This is a genomic window from Agarivorans sp. Z349TD_8 (assembly GCF_050870825.2).
Lineage (GTDB): Bacteria > Pseudomonadota > Gammaproteobacteria > Enterobacterales > Celerinatantimonadaceae > Agarivorans.
Map to the genome: position 1 here is coordinate 3,960,365 of NZ_CP194037.2, position 26,315 is coordinate 3,986,679.

A 26,315-nucleotide genomic window follows, 5' to 3' on the forward strand; every position below is an offset into this window, starting at 1 on the left:
AGGTGCGTCTGTAGCCCCTTCGTGACTATTTGTGACAGATTGAGACAATCACAAATGAGGGGCAAAAAAGGGCGAAATCCGTGTTGAAATAGCTCGATACATGGCTAATTCGAAACAGGTAATAATTGAAGATGACATGGCCACCGGAAGGTAAAACAAGCGCCACCCATGAGAGAATCGCTCACCGTAAGCTGCCCATGGTGCCAGTGTGCAATTTGTTGACTAATTGCCAGCCCAAGGCCATGGCCAGCTTCCTGAGTTCGGGAAGCGTTATCCAGTTGAACAAAAGGATTGAAAATCTGTTCACGATGCTCAGGAGGAACCCCTGGTCCGTCATCACACACATCAATCACCCACTGATCTTGCTCTGCATCATAATTGAGATGGATTTCAATCGTCGTTACGGCATAACGGCAAGCATTACTCAATAAATTATTGATAGCGCGCCGGATCGCTGTTGGATCAATCCATGTGGTTCGTAAACGGATTAACGGCGCAGCATGCAATACCACAGACAGCGACGGATTTGCGAGAGCAACATGGTTACACTCCTTTCGCAGCAATTGCGCCAAAACCTGTTCAGAAAACCGGATTTGCTCGCGATCATGACTATAACGAGAAAGCTGAAGTGTTTGATTAATGAGATGATCCAAATCTTGCATACTGTGCTCAATGCTTTGCTGGTACCTTGCCTGTTCAGACGCAGTGAGTGACGATGTATTGAGTATCTCATTCGATGTAAGGGTTGACGTAAATCATGAGCAATGGCATTGGTAAGTGTGCGTTGGCCCTGAACAGTTTGCTCAATACGTTGTGCCATTTGATTAAACTGCCGGCTAAGATTCGCCACGGCTGCAACCTTGGGAATCGGAGAGCGTTGAGACAAATCGCCCTGACCAAATTGTGTTGTCGCATCACTCAAACGTTTCAGATCACGCCAGAGCGGGTAACTCCAAAAAAACATTCCGACAGATACCAATAAAACGAACATCAGAATAACCACTAAAAGCACCATCGGTGTGTTCGAAGAATAAGGTAGCGATGATACAACCAATGTCATCCCTTTTTCAGGCGTTGCAGTATAAAAAACCAGTTGATGTGTAGCATCAAATCGCCAAAAACTGGCCCTTTTATCCCATTGAGCCTGCTCTGAGGGCGTGAATACAATGGTTGATTGCTTTTGTAATCGCAGATGAAATTGAGATGAAAGTCGCTGAATCAAAGCTTGCCATTGTGTCACAGGGGTTTGCTCGAGAGCTTTCCTAAGCAGATAGATTGTCCCAGATGACGCCCTGTCGATATCTTCTTCTTGTGTGATATCGACAAAAAGACGAATAACCCAATCACTGTTTGGCAGCCGCTTCAACAGGTACTCTGGTTCAGCATTAATAAACAAGATGTTTCCCGCGGATAATGCTGCTTGCTGTGACTCAGAAAGGGATAGCGTTGACATCTGCTGGAGTGATAGTCCATAGCCAAAATAAGGTGAAATATGAGCAAGTTTTTGGGGCCATGCAGCCTGCGGCTGCATAAGTAACTGCTGCTCAAGTAGGGTCAGTGTTCCACCATAGAGATGAACATACCGTTCTTGCTCAATATGTTGATTAAACCAGTGAATTGGACTGTAACGTGATGGGAAAAGTAAAAAACATAAGGGAATAAAAACGAGTAACCATAAGCCTGAAAATGCTCGAAACATAAACCGGATTCCTTAGAAACAGAGTTGATAGCCTTTGCCATGCACTGTTTTGATAAACGTTTGTTCAGCTAAGTCTTCAGATAATTTTTTTCTCAATCTGGAAATACGTCGATCAATAGAACGGTCAAGGCCATCATATTCATAGCCACGCAGTTCTTGCATGATCGTTTCTCGACTTACAACCTTCCCCGGAGAAGCCGCCAATAATGCCAGAAGCTCGAATTCGGCAGTCGTGAGAGCCAGAATCTGATCATTAATTTTAACACTCCGATCTGAATAAGATATCGTCAATGCCCCGCATTGACGTGTCTGATCGGAATCCTGATTAGTCTGCGCCTGAACTTGCCGATTCACACGCCTGAAAAGAGAATGAATGCGGGATAAAAGTAGACGAGGATTCACCTGCTTCACCACATAATCATCTGCTCCGGACTCCAAGCCCGTGATTTGGTCAAGATCATCATCAAGCGCGGTCTGTATTAAAATTATTCCCTGATATTGCTGACGCACTTGCTTGCAAACATCAACGCCATTTTGTCCGGGTAGCATCACATCTAGAATAACAAGATCTGGTTGTTGCTCTAGGATTGCAGGAACCGCATCAAGGCCATTTTGAATCAAAGACACCGTGAAGTGATGATGAGTGAAGTAGTCTTTCATCAAATGAGCAAGTTCGATGTCATCTTCTACCAACATGATGTGTTTCTTATCGGCTGAATAACTATCTGATGGATGTCTATCGCACGAAGGTTTCAATTTATTCGCCCCTATGATGAAAATGAATCTGGCCGTTATCATACGTGGTAAGCAGCGATAGACTGTGACTAATTGTGACAAAAACTTACCAAATTAACAATAATCTGTTCCGGAAGCCTTGGATATGAGTTAAGAGACTAAATATTTAGACAGCCATACTAACTATCCAATGAGCATCAGTCGATGTCATCAACTCAAATCAACTTTGAAGAGCCAACTTGTTCTTAAACACCTTACATACTGGGGCGTTAATCAAAGCTTTAGTCAATGCGAAGCGATTCATGAGGGCGAAAAACGTAGTGATTCGAGATATGCTAAATACCTACTCAGTCGACAAAAAATCAGACTATAAATTACTTACCCAGCATCAAGCCAGCGTTTAGCTGCTGCCATGCCTTTAATTCGCTGTTGCTTATGCTGGTGTTTGTAACGTTCTAGCGAGTGACCAGCCCCAACCACACTGGCGAAGTGATGCTCTAAACCCGTGCTTAAGGCTAACCAGCTTTCTTCATCGATTTGTAAGCGCTGTAAAATGGGCGCTTGTGCATCATCGATATAACCACGTTTATCTTCTCTGATAACTCGACAGGTAAGTTCCACCAGTTGCAGGTAGTCTTGTAACTCGAAAGGCAAGCCTTTAGGCATGGTTTCTCTGGGGTTACCGACAAAAGGCATTAGCGGCTTGGGTTGCTGACCTTGTTTGGCTTGCTGAATGCGCTGTTTGATACTGGTGTGGTCCGAGGTTTCAGGCGTACTTGCCATATTTGAGCGAACCGGGTTTAAATCCACATAGGCCATACAGGCGGCAAGTGCTGCTTCATCGAGTAAGGCTTGTGATTTAAAACGGCCTTCCCAAAAGCGCCCAGTGCATTGGTCTTCTTTATTGGCGGCTCGAGCAATATGTTCATTTAAATGGCGCATAAACCAGCTTAAATCAAAGAGTCGAGTCCGATACACTTCGGCGGTGGCGTGAATGGCCTGTAGTTGCACCTCACTTAACTTTGGACGTAACTCAGAATTGAGATACATTTGAGTCAGTAAGGTGCCTTGGTGCAAAATATGCCAGCGCTCTAAGACTTCATCCATTGACCAGGCTTCGGCTTTGGCCTTATCGATGTGCAATACCACATGAGTGTGATTACTCATAACAGCATAAGCACAGACATCAATGGCAAAAACCGCAGTAAGTTGCAGCAAATAGTCTTCCACCCACTGGCGACGGTGCTCATAGCTTTTACCACTTTGCTTGTCTTCGCCACATAAAAAAGCCCGCCGAACACAGCGGGAAACACAATGATAGTAAGGCGTATCCGATAAGCTCACTTGCGACTGTCTTGACCGAGGCATGGCAATAACTCCAAAAAAACACTATTGATAGTTTAGATTATTATCATCATTTGGCTAATTGGGGTGGATGTCTAATTATCTGGTGTTGATAGTTTAGATTATTATCATCATTTGGCTAATTAGGGTGGATGTCTAATTATCTGCTATTGATAGTTTAGATTATTATCGTCATTTGGCTAGTTTGAGTGGATGTCTAATTATCTGGGACTTTTACACCCACAAAGACCTCTCCGACTTGGCCCTTGTAAGACCGTAAGCAGGGTGGATGTCTAATCTATCTAATCTACCTCAGGTGGCTAACTATCTTGCCTTCCTATTAGTCCATATCCTTAAATGTGCAAACAGGCTCACCAATCGTTGATTTGGTAAGTGGAATACGACAATCCAAGTAATAAGAGATTAAATCTAAGGTCACTTCAAGACCCTGAGCTGCAAATGTTGGAGAAAGGTAGTCTACAGCCGCAACATCTTTCCTTACGTCTACGGTATTACCTAGTTGATCGGTGAAGTCACATAGAGTTTTAGAAACATTTGCATTTTCTAGCCGCAGAGTGATACATGGCTGCTCCTCTGTGTTGTATCTCGTGTAAGTCACTGTTTCGCTACCGACAATACCAACAACTTCGTCCCTTGCTTGAAAAGACTTACTCTCTTGGGTGCAAGCCGAGCCAGAAAACAATACTAAGCTAAGCGTTATAGTTTTTAATAGGTGTTTCATGGCGTAACCTGAGCTGGTGAAATATTAGAAATTGAATAGGCAAACTTGCTTCGAGCCTTAAATCGCTCGTAAGGTACTGAAGCCCATTTAGAACGGTCATTAAATAATAACTTCAAGGCTGGTATGTCCCCTTGAGCTAAAGGTTTTTGTAGAAATTTACGTGTTGTACCCGAATAATCTCCCCGATACGTTAAATCAATAAATAGCTCTAATAAAGAACCAGGCAAAGCACCCCAATTAACAAAGCCATAAGCCGCAACCGTATCAGCTTTTTTGCATATACGCAGTACTGTTTTTTCCTTCTCCCCATATACAATATTAAACAGTGCCAATTGAGTTTTTGGGCTAACTTCAAAGTCTAAAAGATCGTTGGCAATGACGAAGTCTTTCGCTGCCTTTCCTTTTAATCTGGCGCCAGCTGCTACTTTCATCGCCTCTGTAGAGCCAATGCCTGCTTTCATCAGCTGGGAAGCGACTAAACTAGACGACTTATCTTTCATGTCATACCCTCGGCCTATTGTTAAGCCAGAGTTGGAACTGGGAACATGAAGTAATCGGCTATGGAATAGTCCGCCTTCGTGTCCTTCAGCCACCCAAGTTAATAAACCTTTTTTAGGCGCTGTAAGCGATTGAACTGTAAAACCTGTTTTAAGGTGCTCAACCAATTTCTTAAAAGTGCCTCCACCTACAGAAACCAATCTGTCAGGCTTAGCCATTCGTACAACTTTTTTCTGAAATTCTTCCAACAATCCCAAAGTTGCAGCATCAACACTGCCATTCATTGGTAACACAGCTTTTTTAGTATTTCGGGCGTATGAATTTAACAAGGCTTTGATCAGATAAACATCAGCGGAAGAATTTTTGCCTCGCTCTCCCACAGAGCCATTCATTAGTAACGAAATCAAGAGTTATTCCTAAGAATTTTATTAATAGCTGGTGTACTGATAAAATACTCATTAATATTGACGCAGTCAACAACAATTTAATCAAGCAATAAAAACATCAGACAAAACCAAACAAGCAGAAAAAAGCGCAGCATCGCTGCTTCGCTTTCTATCATAAAACACTAAAAGGTTTTGGTGATCTGAAATGAAGTTGGCCGAAAGAACTTTACCCCCAACGCGGATGAAATCAGTTTAGATAATTCATCAACCAACATCGCTTCACTTTTTCGGCTGATGAACAGGTACAGAGCCTTCCTTCCCATCCTGAGCGCTAAAAAATGGTTCTTTCAATAAGCGCGTCTTACCCACTCTGCGCTTACCAACAACAACGCTTAACGGCCTTTGTTCTCGGCAAGCTTTTGCGTTACTCACCTCAAAGCATCAAGCTCTTCTGTTCGATTATAATGCAATAAACTAGACACCCATTCTAAAAGCAAAAATCTTTCACACTCTTGATAGCCAAGATTACGCTTTTAAATCCCATCATCTTCGCCGAGTAGCGCAAATGAATAAGGGATTAAAGTTGAAGTCTGTTTGAGCGTAGTGTTTACTTCAACGCCCTTGTGAGTGAGCAACGGAGGATCTAAGAAGATGCTGGGTGGCCTTTCTTTTGTATACTAAGCTTTAGCCAAGCAAGCTTAGTATATCGCCGTCAGGGCGAAACCCTCACTAACAGATCGATCCAAAACTAAATGACAAAAGCGCGACTAACAGCTCCCCAAAAAAATAAGCGAACTCATTTTGGGGCAATAGTGAGTTACAAAAAAGCGAGCACTACTTTCGCAGCACTCGCTTCTGTCCAATTTTAGCCTGATGTCAGTTTCCTACTTCAATTGACGAGATCAAGTTGAGGTTATGTAATGAAGTTGGTTAACAAGACCTTTAGCTTTAGAGGGCTCGAAAACGTTCTTCAAGAATGGAAGTTGGTTAAATTACCTCAAAATGATGTCTTATCTATCGAGCTTTGTGGAATTAAGTTGGTTAACTAAAAATTCAATTCAGCATCAAGTTTGTTCAATGTTTAGTTCTTAGATCACCAAAGTACGTTATCTAACAAAACAAGATGGTCGTTATATTAGCAAGGTAATTTAAACCGTAGTAAGTTTAACCATCGAAGGTAACTAGGAGTTACTGGGGCTCTACCTATCCGAGTTTGAAAGGAAAAATTATTGGCTCTCGGTACTTACCGACCTTCCCAATCATGGGGTAGAAGGTATCTTTCAATCATTAGATATGTTGGATAAATCAGTATAATCATTAATTCAGTAAATGTTAGTAATTGGTATATCTTAGTTTGGTCTGTTGTTTGTTCAAGGAATCATTTATTCGATTTTCGATGCTTCTTGGCAAATTTTGAAAATAATCTTAGGAATTTCTTTGTAGGAATCTACTTTAAATGGATAAACTTTTTGTCTACGCCATAATTTTGCAGTCGCACTTTGATCATCAGTAGTGAACCATATTCCCCAGTAGGCTAGCTGTCTATTTTTAATAGAAACGTGGTTTTCAAAGCAGTCTTGTATATGTGCTTTTAAGTGTGTATCGTTACCCGAAACACCTATAAACAAAGGGGTCGTGGATGACATTATGTGATAGATTTTATTTCTCCAGCCTTTAATTAGTTATTAACCAACTTAATTAAAATAACTATCCTCATTAAATCGTTAACCAACTGATCACGGCAATTCTAGTTGGAAACCGACCCGAACCCGAAATCAACAACTTATAATTTCCTAAAAACCAATGAAGTTGGAAACTACTGCACTAGAACATCTAGTGCAATTGAAGTCTCTCTGACATTCAAGTTGGAAACTACTCAGCTTTAGTTCACTGAGCGTTACACCCTCGAAATGACAGAAGCTACCATCTTGACGCTACCACTAATAATTGCATCTTTTACTTAAACTTGAACTAAACAAGGTAAGGGAAGTCCACTGGTGACTAGCGGTATATCTGACTTGGTTCTGTAACTAGTAAACAAACGAATTAATGAGAGTCGTTTAATTGTTCCAAAGTGCATGGTTGATAATGCGTAATAAGAGCTATATAATTCTCTATATACTCAGCAATAGTTGCGACTTATTTTATAAGGGCTGGTATGCCGCTATGACTAGCATAGTCCGAGACGGATTCTCTTGAATTGACGGTCACTTGGGATAGATTGAAGAGCTGCAACAGTTACTAAATTCTTCTATTGTTAAACGCTTTCTGCGTTATTAACAACACAAAACTAGTTATGCGTGCCACGTTAACACCCGTTTCATTTACCTTTGTCTTTCCAAATTAATTTCAGAGTCAGTTAAGTATAGTCGGTTCATGGTGAACTCTTTTCACTGTTAAACTTCGCTGTCAGCTAGATTAAATGACTGCTTCTTTACAATCGACAGCGAACTTTCCTCCCCAGAAATAACAAAAGCGCCATCAAGGGCGCTTCGTGAGTTATATACTCAAACAGAACGTCATTACCGGACACTGCCTCGACCATTTCTGGTTACGCGATGTCATGCGGTAATCCTCCCATTATTAACCGCATTTATTCGTAGAATTCATGCTGCCGTTTTTAGTGGTGGGAACCCTCCATTTGCAAGGTGTGGTCGTTGATGATTGTAGAACCATAACCATTGGGTCGCCCGATCTTGAACCTCTTCAAGTGTGTCAAACAAATACTTACTCACTAAGCCAAACCTCATAGTACGGTTGAACCTTTCTATATACGCGTTTTGTTGTGGGTTCCCTGGCTGAATATAATCGATTCGAATGTCGTGGTTGTTGGCCCATTTAATAAACGCATGGCTAATGAACTCAGGACCATTGTCGCAGCGGATCGCAACAGGTTTGGTTCGTTGTTCGATGAGCTGCTCTAAGATCCGAGTGACTCGTACTGTGGGCATTGAAAAATCAGGTTCTGACGCCAGACCTTCACGTTTGTAATCATCTATCACATTGAATAAACGGTACTTCCGGCCATCAGATAGCTGATCATGCATAAAGTCCACGGACCAAACTTGGTTTGTTTTAATCGGCTCTTTAAGAGGCTCTGGCGTATGGCGATTCAGGCGTCGTTTTGGCCTAATACGTAAGTTTAGAGCCAATTCGCAGTAGATCCGATAAACCCGCTTATGGTTCCATGTATACCCTTTAACGTTCCGCAAATGGTGAAAACACAGGCCAAAGCCCCAGTCAGAGCAGTCTTCACTGTTGCACAGCGTTACTAACTCTTGAGCTATCAACTCATTCTCAGGTTGAAGCTTCGATTTATAGCGATAGCAGGTCTCGCTGATCCCAAACCAATAGCATGCACTTTTAATGCTGATGTGATAGTTCGCCACCGAACGCTGAGCCATCAATCGACGCTCACAGGGCTTCACCACTTTTTTGCCATCGCCTCTGAGATCACCTCTGCTTTAAGGCGTTCTTCCGCATACATCTTTTTAAGCCGTCGATTTTCATCTTCGAGTTCTTTCATCCGCGCCATAAGGGATGCGTCCATACCACCGTATTTCGAACGCCACTTGTAAAAGGTTGCGTTGCTCATTCCATGCTCACGACAGAGCTCAGGAACAGGTGTACCAGCCTCAGCCTGCTTGAGAATAGATAAGATCTGACTGTCCGTGTAACGTGACTTTTTCATGTTGAATCTCCTGTATTTACTATACGAGAAAATTCTACTTTTGCATGGGATTAATTTTCGGGGGGATTACCGTGTTAGTTTAGTTAGTCTGTAAGATCTTGAAGATCTTGAAGTTGAACTCGTTGTTATGTGCTTCTAAATACTTTTCAAATCGATCACAATGCTCTTTGCTTAGCCCTTCAGAACAAAGTTCCTCACCGCTTTGAATACCCAAACCTTTTAACAATGAAGTATCAAGCTTGGGTGATAACTGAGATATGTACTTTGAGCCCTTTTTAGTGAAGGTTAGCAAGTGCGCGTCAAAGAGTTTATCAATATGAGCACAGAGTAAGATACCATTTGCACCATCAAGCCTCTGCTCATCACTTTCGCATTTAGACCAAGGCACTATATGAGATGCAATTAACATCTCGCGTACACTTGTAAGAGTTAACGCACAACTCTCACCATTACCCCATGAGTTGATGACGTTTTGTCTAAATTGCCCTTGCCCAACACGAGAGAGTACTAAGCTTTCGCGCTCAGTCTTATCAATAGTAGTTCCGAATATATCATCGACGTCTTGTGCTACGTTGGGTAAAGGCATTTTTGAATACTTTGCTTTATGGCTACCAACCGCATAGTAGTCACCACCAATAATCTCGAGAGACATGTCAGATACTTCTTCTACATACTCTTTTATCTTAGCGCTGCCTGTATCTGTATAACCGTCGTTATCTTCATCCCATATTATTGGGAATGTTCTTAATGAATATCCTTCATTTTCCACTAGTTTTATATACTCAAGAGCTTCGCCAAAGGCATTAACCCTACGCCCTTCGTTATTGAACTCCCAGCCCATTGATAAAATCAACGCTCTGTCTCCGTCCGTATTGACATCCCACGCGCCAAAATATACTTCCTTTTCTTCGTGATTCACAAAGGCCCAACCATACCGAGCATTGCGATTAGTTGCGCCGTAAGATTCCATAAATTTTTTGCGTGACATTATCTACCTTACTAATTAGTTTTCTTCGTATAAACATAAAAGTTGATTAGATATTAATAGCGGCGTCAGTTCTTAACTTTTGACTATCATTACTTTTTGTACGCCAAAGTTAACTGAAAATCTATGTTCATACTTTGGTTCATAACTTGTTTTGGGGCAGAAATATGTTAACCGCCCTAACCTTCTTTTGGACAGAACCTTCATAGAGCTGTTGTGGTGATAGTGGTAAGGCCTGAGAATCCTAGACACTTTCTAGGCTCTCAAAATACTGTTGCTCGAAGTCCGCAGGAGACATACGGTCATTGTTAGTATGTCGACGTTTCGGATTGTAGAACATTTCGATGTAGTGGAACATAGCTTGTCTAGCCTCATCCCTCGTTTTGTACTTAGTTTTGCGTACTTTTTCTTTCTTTAAGTTGCTAAAGAAGCTTTCTGCCACTGCGTTATCCCAACAATTTCCCCTACGGCTCATACTGGGCTTTATATCCAATTCAGTCAGTAGCTTTCTAAAGTTACGGCTGGAGTATTGAGAGCCCTGATCAGTATGTAGGTTCACCGTATTGTTCGGCTTTCGCCGCCAATACGCAGCAGTTAAGGCATCAAGCACCAAGTCTTCTGTCATACGTTCGCCCATAGACCACCCAACGATGTTGCGAGCATAGAGGTCCATCACTACAGCAAGAAACAGGAAGCCTTCCTGAGTATGGATATAAGTAATATCGCTGACCCACCATTGATTAGGCTCCTCTACAGCAAATTCACGATTAAGCGTATTAGCTGCAATAATGTCTGGTTTACCGCCATAACAGCCCTTCGGTGACAGATAGCCACGCTGTGCTTTTAACCCTGCTTGACGCATTAATCGCAGCACTCGGTCTCGGCCACAGGTAATGCGTGCTTCAAGTAAATCCTTATGGATATTGCGATAACCGTAATGCCCACCGCTCTCAATCCAGAACTGTTTTATCTGGCCTAGCAGTTTTCTATCTGCACTTTCTCGTTGGCTTAGTGGCTGCTTAAGCCAGTCATAATAACCACTAGGGTGCACTTGCAAAGCCCGACACAGCAGCCGAACGGGATAATGATTGCTACGAGATTTTATGAACGGGTAGCGTTCTTTGACTCGCTTGCAAAGAACACGGCGGCTTCCTTTAAAATGTCCCTCTCTTGCTGTGTGCGTTTAAGCTCTCGCTTAAGCCTAGCGACTTCAGCCTGAAGGTCTTGCTCTTGAACACGCTGTTTAGGCGGTTTTGCATAGATACGCATCCAGTTATACAAGGCTTTAGTACTTATGCCTAAGCGCTCAGCGACATCTGCAACGGGATAGCCGTGAACAGTAATTTGATTAACAGCTTCTTGTTTGAACTCTGCTGAATAGCGTGTGCCTTTGGCCATGGTTTTACCTTTTATAGTGAAGTTACATTTTTACCATAAAAAGTGTCGGGTGTTTTCAGGCCTTACCAGATACAGAAAATTAATAACATACTGTATGGAATGTAAGCTAAGCACCAGCAGATATTCGCCTCAAAAAAAGCGAACCATTCGGTTCGCTTTTTGACTTAGACTCAGAAGTTAACCAACTTCATTAAGATAACCATCTTCATTAAATCGTTAACCAACTTAATTAATGATCCTCACAAGTGATCATCTACTCCTGGTACGCTTCCATCGGCAAGCAGGCACAGAACAAATTCCGGTCGCCATATACATCGTCGATACGATTGACCGTTGGCCAGAACTTGTTTTGCTTCACTGCCGCGCTAGGGAATACCGCCAGCTCGCGGCTGTAGCTGTGTGGCCATTCGGCATCGGTAATGTCATCCAAGGTATGTGGTGCAAATACCAGCGGGTTGTCTTGCAACGTCCACTCACCGGTTTCTACCTTGGCTATTTCACCGCGAATGGCTAACATTGCGTCAACAAAACGGTCAATTTCGGCCAGCGATTCTGATTCAGTTGGCTCAACCATCAGCGTACCCGCAACTGGGAAACTCATGGTAGGTGCGTGGAAGCCGTAGTCGTTGAGGCGTTTGGCCACGTCCATTTCGGTGATACCAGTCGCTTCTTTAAGGGGCCGCATATCAATAATACATTCGTGCGCAACCCAGCCATTTTTACCGCTATATAAGATAGGGAAGGCTTGACTTAAACGGCTGGCAAGATAGTTCGCGTTTAAGATGGCAATCTCTGAGGATTGACGTAAGCCTTGGTTGCCCAACATGGCCACGTACATCCAGCTAATCGGCAAAATAGACGCGCTACCGTAAGGAGCGGCCGCAACGGCGGCATTGGCATGACTAACTTTACCATTACTCACAACCCTGTGGCCTGCCACGAACGGTGCTAAATGCGCTTTTACCCCGATCGGGCCCATACCGGGACCGCCACCACCATGCGGAATGGCAAAGGTTTTATGTAGATTAAGGTGGCTTACATCTGAGCCAATCGAGCCTGGTGAAGTTAACCCAACTTGGGCGTTCATATTGGCGCCATCCATATATACCTGACCACCGTTGTCATGAATAATGTCACAAATTTCTTTAATCGATTCTTCATAAACGCCATGGGTACTTGGGTAGGTGATCATGATGCAAGATAACTGCTCGGCTAGCTCGCTGGCTTTACTCCGCAGGTCACCCATATCTACGTTACCCAGTTTATCACAGGCAACAACCACCACTTTTAAGCCCGCCATATGGGCCGAGGCTGGATTGGTCCCATGGGCCGAACTGGGGATTAAACAAATATTACGATGATGATCACCACGACTAGCGTGATATTTTTGAATCGCTAACAAACCTGCATATTCACCTTGCGCGCCCGAGTTTGGCTGCATACAAATTGAATCGTAACCAGTGATGTTAACTAACCAATCTTCTAGTTGGCTAATCATGGCATGGTAGCCCTGCGCCTGTTCACTTGGGCAGAAAGGGTGCATGCTGGAAAATTCTGGCCAAGTCACTGGGATCATCTCGGCAGTTGCGTTGAGTTTCATCGTGCATGAACCCAGCGAAATCATCGAGTGATTAAGCGCCAAATCTTTACTCTCTAACTTGCGAATATAGCGCAATACATCGGTTTCACTGCGGTAACGATTAAAAACTTCGTGTTCTAAAATCGGCGTATCGCGTAACAAGGTTTGTGGAATGCAAGTCTCACCCTTCACAACCACATCTAAACGCGCCGCATCCAAGCCGTGGCCTTCGCCCAACAATACGCTAAATAGGTCATTCACATCGGCAGCGGTCGTGGTTTCATCAAGGCTTAAAGCAACTCGGCCCTCCAGATCCATGCGCAAGTTAATGCCCAAGGCTTCACTGCGGGCTTTAATTAACTGTTTATCTGCCACCGGAATACACAGCGTATCAAAATACTGAGCATGCTCAGGGCTGAGACCTTTAGCCTCGAGGCCGTGAGCTAAAATAGCCGTTAAACGATGGATCCGCTGGGCGATGGTGCGCAAGCCATCTGGGCCATGGAATACCGCGTAGAATGAAGCCATATTGGCGAGTAAGACCTGCGCGGTACAAATGTTTGAGTTGGCTTTTTCACGGCGAATGTGTTGCTCTCGGGTTTGTAGCGCCATGCGCAGCGCAGGCTTGCCTCGGCGATCTTTAGAAACCCCGATAATTCGTCCGGGCAGCGAGCGTTTATAGGCATCACGGGTGGCAAAAAATGCCGCATGCGGGCCACCGTAACCCATGGGTACGCCAAAGCGTTGAGCACAACCCAGCACCACGTCAGCCCCCATCGCGCCAGGTGATTTAAGCATCACCAAGGCCATTATATCTGCGGCCACTGCAACAATGCCCTTATCAGCGTGAACTTGCCCGATCAGCTCGCTTAAGTCACGCACTCGACCACTGGTGCCTGGATATTGCAGCAGCGCACCAAATATATTGTGTTCCACGACACTTTCGGCGGGACCAACTTCAATATCGAAACCGAAGAAGTCGGCACGCTCTTGAACTACGTCGATGGTTTGCGGATGCACATCATCGGCAATGAAGAACAAATTAGATTTTTTGTTTTTAGACACCCGCTTCGCTAACGCCATCGCTTCGGCAGCAGCAGTGGCTTCGTCGAGTAATGAAGCACTGGCTAACTCCATCCCAGTGAGGTCGAGGCTTAACTGCTGAAAATTGAGTAACGCTTCTAAACGGCCTTGCGCAATCTCGGGCTGATAAGGCGTATAAGCGGTATACCAACCAGGATTTTCAAATACATTACGCAAAATCACATGCGGCACATGGGTATTGTGATAGCCCATCCCGATGTAGCTACGATACAGCTTATTTTGCTTGGCTAAGTCACGCAGGGCACTTAAAGCCTGCTGTTCAGTTTGGCTCTCTCCAATGTTTAGACCTTGGCTAAGGCGAATCTGCGCCGGCACCGTCTGCTCGATCAGTTGTTCAACCGAATTTAGCCCTAGTTGCTGCAACATGGTGGCCACTTCGGCTTGGTCGGGGCCTATGTGGCGGCGAATGAAGTCTTGGTTTTGCTCTAATTCATTTAACGGCAAAGACGGGTTCATTGAAGTATTCCTGTATAACTGAAATAAAGTGCGTTTGCGTTTAGTGGTATTTAAATTCTTTTAGATAAAAAAAGCGCCCCGACTAGCGGAGCGCATCATTTACCTGATTTTATTCATCTTCTTCGATGGTCAAGGCGTAGTCTTCGGCCGACATTAATTCGTCAAGCTCGCTGGAGTCGCTGCATTTCACTTTAAACATCCAACCGTCGCCGTAAGCATCACTGTTCACCAATTCTGGCGAGTCTTCTAAATCTTCGTTAATTGCCACAACTTCACCACTGATTGGCGCGTAAATATCAGAAGCCGCTTTCACCGACTCGGCAACCGCACAATCGTCGCCCGCATCAATATCGTCACCCACGTCGGGCAAATCAACAAAGACCATATCACCCAAAAGTTCTTGAGCATGCTCACTAATACCAATAGTGTAAACACCCTCACCTTCATCACGAACCCACTCATGGGTGCTTGCGTAGCGTAAATCGGCTGGGATAGTAGCCATAATTCTTTTCCTCTAGGTTGCTAATTTAAGGGTTAATTCAAAGTAAAAATCAGTGCTCAGCGAAGCTAAACTTTGGCGCCATTACGTACAAATACAGGTTTTACTACTTTCACTTTAACCTGTTTTTTGCGCATTTCCACTAAGGCTTCATCAACCTCACAATTGGCGATCCGTGCTAACGCAATACTGACGCCTAAAGTCGGCGAAAATGTACCGCTAGTGATCACCCCAGGGAGCGCTTCGCCAAATTCGTTAACCACCGTCACTTGTTGCCCGGCGCGCATTACGCCTTTGCTTTCCATTAACAAACCAACCAGCTTATCGCTGCCTTCGATTCGTTGCGCTTCTAATGCTGCGCGACCAATAAAATCCCGGTCTTCTGGTTGCCAAGCAATGGTCCAAGCCATATTCGCGGCTAACGGCGAAATACTCTCGTCCATATCCTGGCCATATAGATTCATGCCCGCTTCTAGACGCAAGGTATCGCGCGCGCCCAAACCACAAGGTTTCACGCCTTGTGCTTGCAGCGCCTTCCAAAGAGAAACCGCTTTATCTTGTGGTACCACAATTTCGTAGCCTTGCTCACCGGTATAACCAGTGGTGGCAATAAATAAATCACCGGCTTGCACCCCAAAGAAAGGCTTCATACCTTCTACGGCAAGGTTTTGCTCGTTATCCAATACCGCCGCGGTGAGTTGCTTGGCTTGCGGGCCTTGCACTGCAATCATCGCCAGCTCTGGCCGCTCAATAATACTCACCTGATAGTCGGCCGCTTGTTGATTGATCCAAGCCAGATCTTTTTCACGAGTGGCTGAATTCACCACTAAACGGTAGTCGGTTTCACTGAAATAATAGGTAATGAGGTCGTCAATAACCCCCCCTTCATGGTTCAGCATTCCACCATATAAGGCCTTGCCTTTCACGGTGAGCTTAGCCACGTCATTGGCCAACAGTTTACGTAGAAAGGCTTGTGCTTGTTGACCCTGAATATCAACAATAGTCATGTGTGATACATCAAACATGCCTGCGGTTTGGCGCACCGCATGATGCTCTTCAATTTGCGAGCCGTAGTTGATAGGCATTTCCCAGCCATGAAAATCAACTAATTTTGCACCTGCATCGAGATGCGCTTGGTGAAGAACCGTTTGCTGTGTCATCTGCTATTCTCTTTATCATAAGGTAGAGAAGGAAAAACCCTTCTGCCAATGCAGAACGATTATAGCGACAACGATGCGACTGTAAAATGACAATCCCAAATAGAGCTAATAGATAACTTGAACAATTCACTTACATAAGCACAACAAGACGCTGACAACAAACCTGTCAAAACGCCAAAAAACAGTATTAATAGCTAGTATTTCTGGGTAAGCATCGAACTTAACGCCAATTTAAACTGAGAAAATCAATTTTCTCCACCATATTTATTTTTCACCCCACCCCGCCATTGATTAGATAAACTAATCCACTTTAAAAAATTGAATAAAAATATTTCAACAATTAACGTTCAAAAAACCAGCAGCGTAGCGCCTGATTGACAAGTAAAGCTTAAAATAAATGAGTTTGCTAAGACTAAGCCGTAAAACGGCAAGATGAAACCGAGCGCAAATGAGCTCAACATGGCGCTGCGCAGGAGACTGCGATTCAACCAAAGAAGCGAGCAGTTACACTAAAAGCCGATAGCAAACAGCCAGCTCGTTGAGTCGACTCTTTCAAGCTGAATTTTTTCACAACAGGTCGCGGTAAACTTTCCAAGGCTTCGCATCAAATGGTCCTACACAAACAAGACCGTATTTCACAAAACAAAAACCAGTTATTCGATGGATAGCTTATTAATCTCATGATAGAGAAAATCAATTAAAGCTCTGGCTGCCCGAGACAAACTGCTACGGTTTGGGTATACCAGCCAACCAGTGCTAACAATCGAATTGGTCTCGGGTAACAAATGAACTAAGAGCCCCTCCTCTACCTCAGGCTTTACCAGATGATTCGGTTGACACACCACGCCTTGGTGTTTAATACAAGCATGAGTCACCAAGGCGATATCATTCACAATCAGTCGCCCCTTCGCTTCAAAAAACTTTCCCTTAGATAAAGGAAATTGTTTTGCCAATTTACCATTTGGCATCCGCTGGATAATAAATTGGTGCTGCTTCAATTCTTCTTCACTGCGCGGATGACCGTACTTTGTTAAGTATTCAGGGCTGGCGTAATAACCCATGGAGATGGTTTGCAACGCACGCGCCATTAAACTCGAATCTTCCAAACGATCACCAATGCGCAGTGCAACATCGATATTATGCTCAATTAAATTTCGCTCATCGGCGCTAGTGATAATCTCCAGATGCACCTTAGGATGAAGCTCCATGAATTCAAAAATAATATTTTCAAATACACTGATACCGGGTAGCGGTAGTAACTGCAAACGCAAATGACCACTCAATTCATAGGACTCGTGCACCATGTCTTCAATCGTTGATTCAAGCTCAATAATGATCGGCTTGGTCCGCTGATAAAACTGCCGTCCATTCTCAGATAACGCAATCGAGCGCTGATGGCGATGAAATAGTTTCACCTTTAATTCAGTTTCAAGATTTTTTAGTCGACGGCTAAGATTAGATTTCGGTAAATCAAGCAACTCTGAGGCTTTGGTTAAATTTCCCGAATCCACAATAAAGTGAAATAACTTAATGTCTTCTGTTTTCATGGCGGTATTTTCTCTCGCGTCTAATAACAATTGCAGCTAGAAGCCCTGTAGCTCTAGATGAGCCTAACACTTAAGTTTCACATTTCAGAACACAAAGTTACAAATAGTCATGTTTTTTGTAAAAGATAAACTCTCTATACTCGGCTTTTATTATATAAAACAGATCTCAAGGAAAAATATGTTCAATCACACTCCTTATCAGATTGTCATGGCGGTATTTATATCCACTTTGATTTCCGGATGCGACTTTTCAGCCCAAGCAGAAACCAAAGCCATAGTGAAACCGCGCCCGGTTAAATTAATCGATATTGACCAATCGATCCCGCCAAAGCAACGCAGTTTTCCAGGCAAAGTCTATGCGAGCCAACAGGCTGAGTTGGCGTTTCGAATTAGCGGCGAGTTAACTCAGCTTAATTTAATTGAAGGGCAAAAGGTTCAGCAAGGCGAAGTGCTCTCGCAATTAGACAAACGTGATGCAAGTAACGCGCTGCTCAATGCTGAAGCAAATTTTGAACTGGCTCAAGCCGACTTTAAACGAAAGAAAGCTTTGTTAACCCGCAAACTGATTTCGCCCGCCGACGTTGACAGTGCGAGTGCCAGTTTAAAATCGGCCGACGCTAACTTACGTAGTAGCCGCGACCAGCTGGCCTATACCACGATATATGCGCCATTTTCTGGTGTAGTTGCCAAGGTACATACCGACAACTATCAAATGGTTCAGCCAAATCAAGCGATTGTGACACTGCAAAACACCGATACTTTCGAGCTAAAAATTCAGCTTCCAGAATCCATGTTACTCAGTTTACAAAACCATGCGGCGCTGGAGCAAATTCAAGCCTATGCGCAGTTCGACAACTTACTTGGTGGACAAGCCATTCCGGTCCACTATAAAGAACACAGTAGCCTTGCCTCGCAAGGGACTCAAACCTATGAAACGACCTTTACCCTTAAGGCGCCAGAGCAAATGCGTCTGATACCCGGCATGAGTACTTCGGTCGCGATTAACATGCCTGCGGCTTCTGCTGAAAGCAACCCAATTGCTATTTTACCGCTCACGGCGCTGGTTCGCGATAGCGATACAATTACTCAAGCCGCTGAAGGCCAACCATTAAGCGCTTCGGTTTGGGTTTACCAGCCCGATGCACAATCACTTAAACTGACTCCAGTGTTACTCGGGAAAATTCGCGCCGATGGCATTGAGATCTTATCTGGTCTCAATCAAGGTGACCGAGTGGTTGCCAGCGGAGTCAACGCGCTCACAGGTAAAGAGTTAATCAAACCACTGCATTGGGTTAGAGGAGTTTAACCATGAATGCAGCACTCTATAGTATTAACCATAAAGTGATCAGCTGGATGGTGGTCGTGTTGATGTTGGTCGGAGGGGTGATCTCGTTCACTGGTTTAGGTCAACTCGAGCAACCCGAATTTACCATCAAAACGGCATTAGTGATCACCAATTATCCCGGTGCCAGTGCCGAACAAGTGGAAGAAGAAGTCACGCTGCCACTAGAGGATGCACTACAGCAGATGTCTCAGATCAAACATGTGTCTTCAATTAACAGCGCAGGGCTGTCGCAAATTGAAGTCGAGATGAATGATCATTATGACAAGAATAGCTTACCGCAAGTCTGGGATGAATTACGCCGAAAAATTAGTGATACGCAAGGCAAGATGCCTCCCGGAGTCGGTTCGCCATTAATTATTGACGACTTTTCCGATGTGTATGGTTATTTGCTAAATATAACTGGTGAAGGATACAGCTATCGAGACCTCGATAACTACAGCAACCTGTTACGCCGCGAATTGGTTCTCTCTCCCGGGGTGAAAAAGGTATCGGTAGTCGGTGTCCCACAAGAGCAAGTTGTGGTCGAAATTAGCCAGCAAAAACTGAGTGCATTGGGCCTCGAACCCGACTATATCTACGGTTTATTGCAGACCCAAAATGTAGTGTCTAACGCCGGTGAAATGCTGATTGACAATAACCGAGTCCGGATCCACCCCACCGGTGAATTGGCCGATATCTCTGAAATGAAAAACATTTTGGTGAGCCCACCAAGCAGTGACAACCTGATCTATTTAGGCGACATCGCAAATATTTATCGCGCCACCACCGAGACTCCGAGTCAGCTTTATCATGATAATGGCGAGAAGGCTTTATCCATGGGGATCTCTTACTCCTCAGGAGTAAACGTGGTCGACATCTCAAAGTCAATGAACGCCAAACTAGAATCCCTTAAATCTGAAATGCCGATCGGAATGAAGATTAATGTGATTTATGATCAAGGTAAAATTGTCGATAAGGCCGTTAGCGGATTTATCGTTAACCTTGCGCAATCGGTTGGCATTGTGATCATCGTATTACTCGTCTTTATGGGCCTAAGATCGGGTATTTTGATGGGTGCGGTGCTGGTCATTACCATCCTTGGCACGTTCATTGTGATGAATGTAATGCACATTCAGTTACAAAATATTTCCTTAGGGGCTCTGATTATTGCCTTAGGGATGTTAGTTGATAATGCCATTGTGGTGACCGAAGGGGTCATTATAGGTATTAAAAAAGGCTTAAGCCGTACCGAAGCTGCCGCTGCGATTGTTAAGCAAACCCAATGGCCATTGCTCGGTGCTACCGTTATCGCAATTATGGCTTTTGCGCCAATCGGACTCTCCTCCGATGCCACTGGCGAATTCTGTGCCTCATTGTTCCAGGTATTGCTGATTTCTTTATCGATCAGTTGGGTGATGGCTATCACCATTACCCCCTTCTTTTGTTATCTGTTGTTTAAGGATGGCGATCAAGACAGCGCCGAGCAAGAACCTTATAGCGGCTTAATTTTTAACGTTTATCGTCGCATTCTTAATGCTGCTATGCACAATCGAATCATTAGCATACTTCTGGTTCTCGCAATGTTAGGAGCAGCCGTTGTAGGTATGAGTAAAGTGAAGAATGTCTTTTTTCCTGCCTCTACCACTCCCATTTTTATGGTAGATATCTGGATGCCTGAAGGCACCGATATTCTTGGCACCGAAAAATTTGTAAGCGGCATCGAGCAGGACCTAAGCAAAGACAAAGCCAAAACGAGCGACCAGCGAGGCATTGTGAATATCACCTCGGTGATCGGTCAAGGTGCACAGCGTTATGCCTTAACTTATCAACCAGAGAAAGGCTACGCCGCCTACGCGCAATTGATCGTCGAGATGCAAGATTTACAGAGTCTTTCGGCCTACTTGCCTTGGCTGCAACACAAATTAAGAGAAGACTACCCGGAAGCCAAATACCGGGTTAAATTAATCGAAAATGGTCCTTCTCCAGCAGCTAAAATAGAAGCTCGCTTCTATGGTGATGATCCCGTGGTACTGCGTCAATTAGCGGAGCAGGCGGTGATCATTTTTCAAAATGAGCCCTCAGCCGATAATATTCGAAATACTTGGCGCAACCAGCAGTTGTTAGTTCGCCCGCAAATGGATTTGGCTCGCTCACGTGAAATCGGAATTAGTAAACAAGACCTAGATGCGGCCTTGCTGCGTAACTTCGATAGTCAAAACATTGGAACCTATCGCGATGGCTCACACCTGCTGCCAATTGTGGCGCGCGCTCCTGCAGCCGAGCGAAAAAATGCCAATAGTTTAAACGAGCTACAAGTTTGGAGTTCTAAATACCAAAGTTTTGTGCCGATTACCCAGTTGGTCTCTAGCTTCGACAGCGAATGGGAAGATCCGATTATCATGCGTCGCGACCGAAAACGCTTGATCACGATATTAGCCGACCCCGCCATTGGTAGTGGTCAAACCGCTGATTCATTGTTACGAAAAGTACGCGATAAAGTGGAAGCTATCCCCTTGCCAGACGGCTATAAATTAGAATGGGGAGGCGAATTTGAAACCTCTTCTGAAGCCCAGCAAGGGATCGCAGGTTCCATCCCAATGGGTTACTTGGCGATGTTCTTACTTACGGTGCTGCTATTTAACTCGATTAAGCAACCCTTAATTATTTGGTTAACCGTACCGCTAGCAGTGATTGGTGTGGCCTTTGGTCTATTGGCTCTAGACGCTCCTCTCAGCTTCATGGCGATTTTGGGGATGCTCAGTTTAAGTGGGATGATCATCAAAAACAGTATTGTTTTAGTCGACCAAATTAATCTGGAACTCGAAGAAGGCCAAAGCCCCTATGAGGCTGTTTATCACTCGTCAGTAAGTCGGGTTAGGCCAGTGGGAATGGCAGCATTAACCACCATGCTAGGGATGATTCCCTTACTGTCAGATCCCTTCTTTCAATCGATGGCGGTCACCATTGTGTTTGGTTTAGGTTTTGCCACGGTATTAACACTGGTGGTACTCCCTGTGATTTATACCCTGATATATCGCATCAAAGTACCAAAAACCAGTTAATTCATTCGCAGTCATTTGGCCTCAGCCTTCTGAGGCCAAATCGAAGCAACAACCTCTAGCAGGGTGGCGGTATTACTCGAATAAGCCGCGACTTAAGGAACCATGAAATGAGTTTTAAAATAAAATCCTTACTCTTAGGTAGCTTGCTCGGCATAAGTGCCTTTCAAGTATCAGCCGATGATTTACTACAAATTTACCAACTTGCTCAAGAGAAAGATCCGGTGATTTTGCAGAGTAAAGCACAGCGTGACATTGCTTTTGAACAAATCAGCGAAAGCAAGGCCTCACTATTACCTCAAATTGGGTTTAGCGCGGGGGCGACTTATACCGATACCGACAATCAAGCTATCGATAGCATCAGCAATAGTTCAGCCTCGGTTTCTTTGAGCCAATCACTCTATTCACAGAGTAATTGGACCAATTTAAGTATTGCTGAAAAAAATGCTTCGCAGGCCGATGTCAGCTACCAAAGCGAACAACAAAACTTAATCATTCGAGTAAGTAAGGCTTACTTTGCGGTGTTACGTGCCATGGACAATCTCAACTTTGTGGCTGCCACCAAAACCGCGGTAGGGCGACAACTAGAGCAAACCAAGCAACGCTTTAAGGTTGGCTTAACCGCGATTACCGACGTGCATGAAGCACAAGCTGAGTACGACCGGACCCTTGCGGAAGAAATTCAAGCGAATAACGACTTATCCAATAGCTACGAGGCACTGCGCGAATTGACCGGCGTTCAGGCCCGTCAATTAAAGATACTCAATACCGAACGTTTTGAGCCTCGGGAATTGAGCCACAACGTCGATTATTGGCTCTCCACGGCGGGTGAGCATAACTTAACGCTGAATGCCCAACGCATCGCGCAACAGATCGCTAAACAGCAGATCAAACTCGCCCAAACCGGCCATCAACCTAGCTTAAATTTGACCGCGGGGATCGGCTATGAAAAGAATCAATATGGTAACGATAGCTACAACACCCTCAACGGGGGAGACACAAATAGCGGTAATATCGGTTTAGAATTTAGCTGGCCACTATATTCCGGAGGCAGTATTAACTCTCAAGTGAAGCAGGCTCAACTCAGTTATATTGAATCATCGGAAGCCCTAGAGCAGAGCTACCGCTCGGTACAAAGTTCGATCCATTCACTGGTCAATAATGTCACTTCTAGTATCGGTTCTGTAACAGCCTATCAGCAAACAGTTGTGTCTTCAAAAAGTGCCTTAGATGCCACCGAAGCGGGGTTTGAAGTGGGCTCTCGCACCATTGTTGATGTACAAGATGCAACCCGCAATCTGTATTCAGCAATGAATCAACTGGCCAACGCCCGTTACGATTACATCCTAAACATGTTGGAACTAAAACAAACCGCTGGCAACTTAAGCCAAGATGACTTAGCCCTGATTAATGCAGGGTTAATGAAAAGTCTGTAACTATCGATGCCAGTTTTTGCAGCGACTGCTGGCATCGATATAACAGAGCGCTTTCCTTGGTGAAAACTAGGAAAGATCCTCCTTGAAGTTGTGATGTAACTTCACCATCCAGTAGCCTTCCCTACTGGATTTTTTTTGCGTGAAACGCTGTTTCAGGGCGTGCCTCTCATTGGGTAACAATCATCAATAAGACCTCACTTTTGCACGACGAGGTAAATCACCTTCCAGACCTAAGGCGCGGCGCATCGCTTGTTGCTTTAAGGGCTCAGCCTTATCCAACAAATTCATCCCTAGTCCACGCACTAACTTAAGCGGCGCAAGGTTATTACCAAATAGTCGCTTAAAAAACTCCATCGAGGCAATCATTTGCGTGGCTTCGCTCTTCCGCCAGCGTTCAAAGTGACGTAAATTAGCATAATCCGATAGCGATTTGCCTGTCGCCTGCAAGGCCAATATATCCTCCGCCAAAGCGGCTGCATCCATCAAGCCTAAATTCACCCCCTGACCCGCTAAAGGATGAATGGTATGGGCCGCATCGCCAATTAAAGCGAAACCTTGGCCCGCAAAGTCTCGCGCATAACGCATTCGCAATGGAAAGGCCGCTATCTCGCCAACCCGTTCACACAACCCCAAACGAGCGTCGAAAGCGATGCTCAATTGTCGATTAAATTCGAGCTCTGGTAGGGCTTGTAGCTCGGCAGCTCGATCCGGCGATACCGACCAAACGATGGAACAATGATCAGCTTCTGCCAAAGGTAAAAAGGCTAAAGGCCCTTCCTGACTAAAGATTTGCCGCGCACAATTTTGATGGGGCATTTCGGTTTTAATCGTCGCAACAATCGCAGTGTGTTGATAATCCCAATAGGTGAGTGGAATATCGAGTTGTTGACGTAACCAGGAATTTGCACCATCGGCAGCCACCAGCAACTTACAACTTAAACTTTGGTCGTTGTCAAAACTAAGCCAAGACTCAGTTTCGCCTCGATGCAACTTTTCAACTGAAGATTCGATGATCGCAACATTACTTTGGCTACACACTTGCTGCCATAAAGCATAACGAATCACCTCATTTTCAACGATATGGCCGATTTGAGGCAGCATCACTTGTTTGGCTTGAAAACGGATCTTAGCAAAACTGTCACGTTCCCACACTTGCATATCGTGATAAGGTGCCAAGCGCTGAGCCACAATTTCATCCCAAGCACCGAGTGATTCAAGCAAGCGTTGTGAGGATAAACTGAGCGCACTGACTCGTAAACTATAGTTAGCTAAATCGGGGGACTGCGCAGGGGAAGGCTCCACAATGGCGATCCGGAGTGGACTGTCGGCCAAGGCTCGCGCCAAAGCCAAACCCACCATACCACCCCCAATAATCGCTATATCTACCGCTTGCATATTGCCCTTCCTAGAATCAAATTAAGTTGCTGTTTGGCCAGTGCGAATCCACCAGCGAAATGCCCATGCTGACTAGCCTAAAACAAACCTAGACTTTGCTTGGCTAATACTGCTTTAAGATCCGGTAATAAGCGCATTGCCATCAAACCCAGATTACGCGGGATCACCATGCTTTTATCATCACCAGCAAACAGACTCGCCAACGACGAAGTCATCAAAATGGTACGCTCTATATCGGCTTGTCGTGATTGTTGATAAGCATCTAATAACGCATGCCCACCTATGTCTTTGCCCTGCTGCCAGTGTTGTTCAATCAATGTCGCTAAGCAAGCGACATCACGTAGGCCCAGATTAAAGCCCTGCCCTGCAATTGGGTGCAAGCTATGCGCCGCATTGCCCAACAATAATAAACGATGGTTAAATAGACGAGGATAATAACGCAGTACTAAAGGGTAGGCATAACGCTTTCCTAGGCCGATAAAACGTCCGGCTCGATAGCCAAAAGCTCGCTGTAGCGCGGCTAAAAAATCGGCTTCGGCTAAATTTTGTAAGCGTTGCGCCTCTGCAGCACTAACACTCCACACCACCGACCAACGATGGCCATTCATCGGTAGCAAAGCCAAGGGACCGTCAATGGTGAAACGCTCAAAAGCTCGACCAGCAGGCGCTTGCTCGGCCTCAACGTTGGCAATCACAGCATACTTGGCAAAGTCATGTTGCTGTTGTTGTAAGCCTCCTTGCAAGGCCACCTGCGAATCAGCGCCATCGGCACCAATCAGTAAACGAGCAGTAAGGCTTTGCTGATCGTCCAGAGTAATCCGCACTTGTTGCTGCTGTTGCTCCAATTTCACCAGTTTACTCGGGCAAAATAGACGAACCGAACGCTCGGCTAATAAACGATGAAACTCACGTCCGGCATGCTCCAGTTCGATCACTTGGCCTAGGGCTGACAAGTGATATTCATCGGCGTCCAACTTGGTCCAGCCGCAATGGCCACGATCCGAGACGTGAATATGCTCAATGGCGCAGGCATAGGGCGCCAAAGCTGCCCATAAATCTTGCTCTCGTAACCATTGCTCAGAGCCAGCCGATAAGGCTATCGCACGACCATCAAAGCCAGGATGCTGCCCAAAATTCAGCGGCGCCGCTTCGATTAACGCTATTTTCAGCGGTTTATCTTGCTGAGACTGCGACAAGGCTAAAGCCAGACTAGCCCCAGCCATGCCCGCACCAACAATCACAATATCAAACGCTTGCAGAGGCTTATCCATCTATTGA

18 protein-coding genes are annotated in these 26,315 nt (G+C 44.8%); 3 read left to right on the forward strand and 15 right to left on the reverse strand.

Annotation, left to right across the window (positions count from 1 at the left end; genetic code table 11):
- Nucleotides 1-104: 104 nt before the first annotated feature.
- The 13 genes from ACRRS1_RS17770 to ACRRS1_RS17830 form a co-directional block, all read right to left on the reverse strand.
- Nucleotides 105-512 carry a sensor histidine kinase gene (locus ACRRS1_RS17770; RefSeq protein WP_432467242.1) on the reverse strand — a complete coding sequence of 136 codons (408 nt, stop codon included), beginning with the start codon at nt 510-512 and terminating at the stop codon, nt 105-107.
- Nucleotides 488-1,699 carry a HAMP domain-containing protein gene (locus tag ACRRS1_RS17775; RefSeq protein WP_432467241.1) on the reverse strand — a complete coding sequence of 404 codons (1,212 nt, stop codon included), beginning with the start codon at nt 1,697-1,699 and terminating at the stop codon, nt 488-490. Before ACRRS1_RS17775 ends, ACRRS1_RS17770 begins: the two co-directional genes overlap by 25 nt.
- 12 nt (nt 1,700-1,711) lie before the next feature.
- On the reverse strand, nt 1,712-2,395 hold the full coding sequence (locus ACRRS1_RS17780; RefSeq protein WP_432467240.1) for a winged helix-turn-helix domain-containing protein: 684 nt from the start codon (nt 2,393-2,395) through the stop codon (nt 1,712-1,714).
- 417 nt (nt 2,396-2,812) lie between these two features.
- Nucleotides 2,813-3,802, reverse strand: coding sequence for a transposase (locus ACRRS1_RS17785; RefSeq protein WP_432451858.1), 990 nt, complete (start codon nt 3,800-3,802; stop codon nt 2,813-2,815).
- Between the two features lie 316 nt (nt 3,803-4,118).
- Complete coding sequence (locus tag ACRRS1_RS17790) at nt 4,119-4,520, reverse strand: hypothetical protein (protein WP_432460054.1); 402 nt, start codon at nt 4,518-4,520, stop codon at nt 4,119-4,121.
- Nucleotides 4,517-5,425, reverse strand: a complete 909-nt coding sequence (locus ACRRS1_RS17795; protein WP_432460055.1) for a hypothetical protein — start codon at nt 5,423-5,425, stop codon at nt 4,517-4,519. The genes ACRRS1_RS17790 and ACRRS1_RS17795 overlap by 4 nt, the downstream gene beginning before the upstream one ends.
- 2,585 nt (nt 5,426-8,010) lie before the next feature.
- A protein-coding gene (locus tag ACRRS1_RS17800) for an IS3 family transposase (RefSeq protein ID WP_432462919.1) occupies nt 8,011-9,095 on the reverse strand; the annotation gives its coding sequence in 2 pieces (ribosomal slippage) (nt 8,011-8,846 and nt 8,846-9,095; 1,086 coding nt in all).
- 79 nt (nt 9,096-9,174) lie between these two features.
- Nucleotides 9,175-10,083 carry an HNH endonuclease gene (locus ACRRS1_RS17805; RefSeq protein ID WP_432467239.1) on the reverse strand — a complete coding sequence of 303 codons (909 nt, stop codon included), beginning with the start codon at nt 10,081-10,083 and terminating at the stop codon, nt 9,175-9,177.
- Nucleotides 10,084-10,324: 241 nt separating this feature from the next.
- A protein-coding gene (locus tag ACRRS1_RS17810) for an IS3 family transposase (protein ID WP_432467238.1) occupies nt 10,325-11,478 on the reverse strand; the annotation gives its coding sequence in 2 pieces (ribosomal slippage) (nt 10,325-11,229 and nt 11,229-11,478; 1,155 coding nt in all).
- Nucleotides 11,479-11,731: 253 nt separating this feature from the next.
- Complete coding sequence (gene gcvP, locus ACRRS1_RS17815; RefSeq protein ID WP_432467237.1) at nt 11,732-14,617, reverse strand: aminomethyl-transferring glycine dehydrogenase; 2,886 nt, start codon at nt 14,615-14,617, stop codon at nt 11,732-11,734.
- Nucleotides 14,618-14,726: 109 nt separating this feature from the next.
- Nucleotides 14,727-15,119, reverse strand: coding sequence for a glycine cleavage system protein GcvH (gene gcvH, locus ACRRS1_RS17820; protein ID WP_432451851.1), 393 nt, complete (start codon nt 15,117-15,119; stop codon nt 14,727-14,729).
- Between the two features lie 65 nt (nt 15,120-15,184).
- The gene (gene gcvT, locus ACRRS1_RS17825; protein ID WP_432451850.1) at nt 15,185-16,276 is read right to left on the reverse strand and encodes a glycine cleavage system aminomethyltransferase GcvT; all 1,092 of its coding nucleotides are present in this window, start codon (nt 16,274-16,276) and stop codon (nt 15,185-15,187) included.
- Between the two features lie 653 nt (nt 16,277-16,929).
- Complete coding sequence (locus ACRRS1_RS17830) at nt 16,930-17,823, reverse strand: LysR family transcriptional regulator (RefSeq protein WP_432460058.1); 894 nt, start codon at nt 17,821-17,823, stop codon at nt 16,930-16,932.
- Between the two features lie 178 nt (nt 17,824-18,001).
- On the opposite strand from ACRRS1_RS17830, the gene ACRRS1_RS17835 reads away from it, so the two are divergent.
- From ACRRS1_RS17835 to tolC, 3 genes are all read left to right on the forward strand, one after another.
- On the forward strand, nt 18,002-19,129 hold the full coding sequence (locus tag ACRRS1_RS17835; protein ID WP_432460059.1) for an efflux RND transporter periplasmic adaptor subunit: 1,128 nt from the start codon (nt 18,002-18,004) through the stop codon (nt 19,127-19,129).
- Nucleotides 19,130-19,131: 2 nt separating this feature from the next.
- Complete coding sequence (locus tag ACRRS1_RS17840) at nt 19,132-22,209, forward strand: efflux RND transporter permease subunit (protein ID WP_432467236.1); 3,078 nt, start codon at nt 19,132-19,134, stop codon at nt 22,207-22,209.
- A gap of 107 nt (nt 22,210-22,316) precedes the next feature.
- Complete coding sequence (gene tolC, locus ACRRS1_RS17845) at nt 22,317-23,642, forward strand: outer membrane channel protein TolC (protein ID WP_432451846.1); 1,326 nt, start codon at nt 22,317-22,319, stop codon at nt 23,640-23,642.
- A gap of 183 nt (nt 23,643-23,825) precedes the next feature.
- Here tolC and ACRRS1_RS17850 read toward each other — a convergent pair whose 3' ends face one another.
- The gene (locus ACRRS1_RS17850) at nt 23,826-25,037 is read right to left on the reverse strand and encodes an FAD-dependent monooxygenase (protein ID WP_432463772.1); all 1,212 of its coding nucleotides are present in this window, start codon (nt 25,035-25,037) and stop codon (nt 23,826-23,828) included.
- A 77-nt stretch (nt 25,038-25,114) separates the two neighbouring features.
- Nucleotides 25,115-26,308 (reverse strand): 2-octaprenyl-6-methoxyphenyl hydroxylase, encoded by a 1,194-nt coding sequence (gene ubiH, locus ACRRS1_RS17855; RefSeq protein WP_432467235.1) that lies wholly within the window; start codon nt 26,306-26,308, stop codon nt 25,115-25,117.
- Between the last annotated feature and the right edge of the window lie 7 nt (nt 26,309-26,315).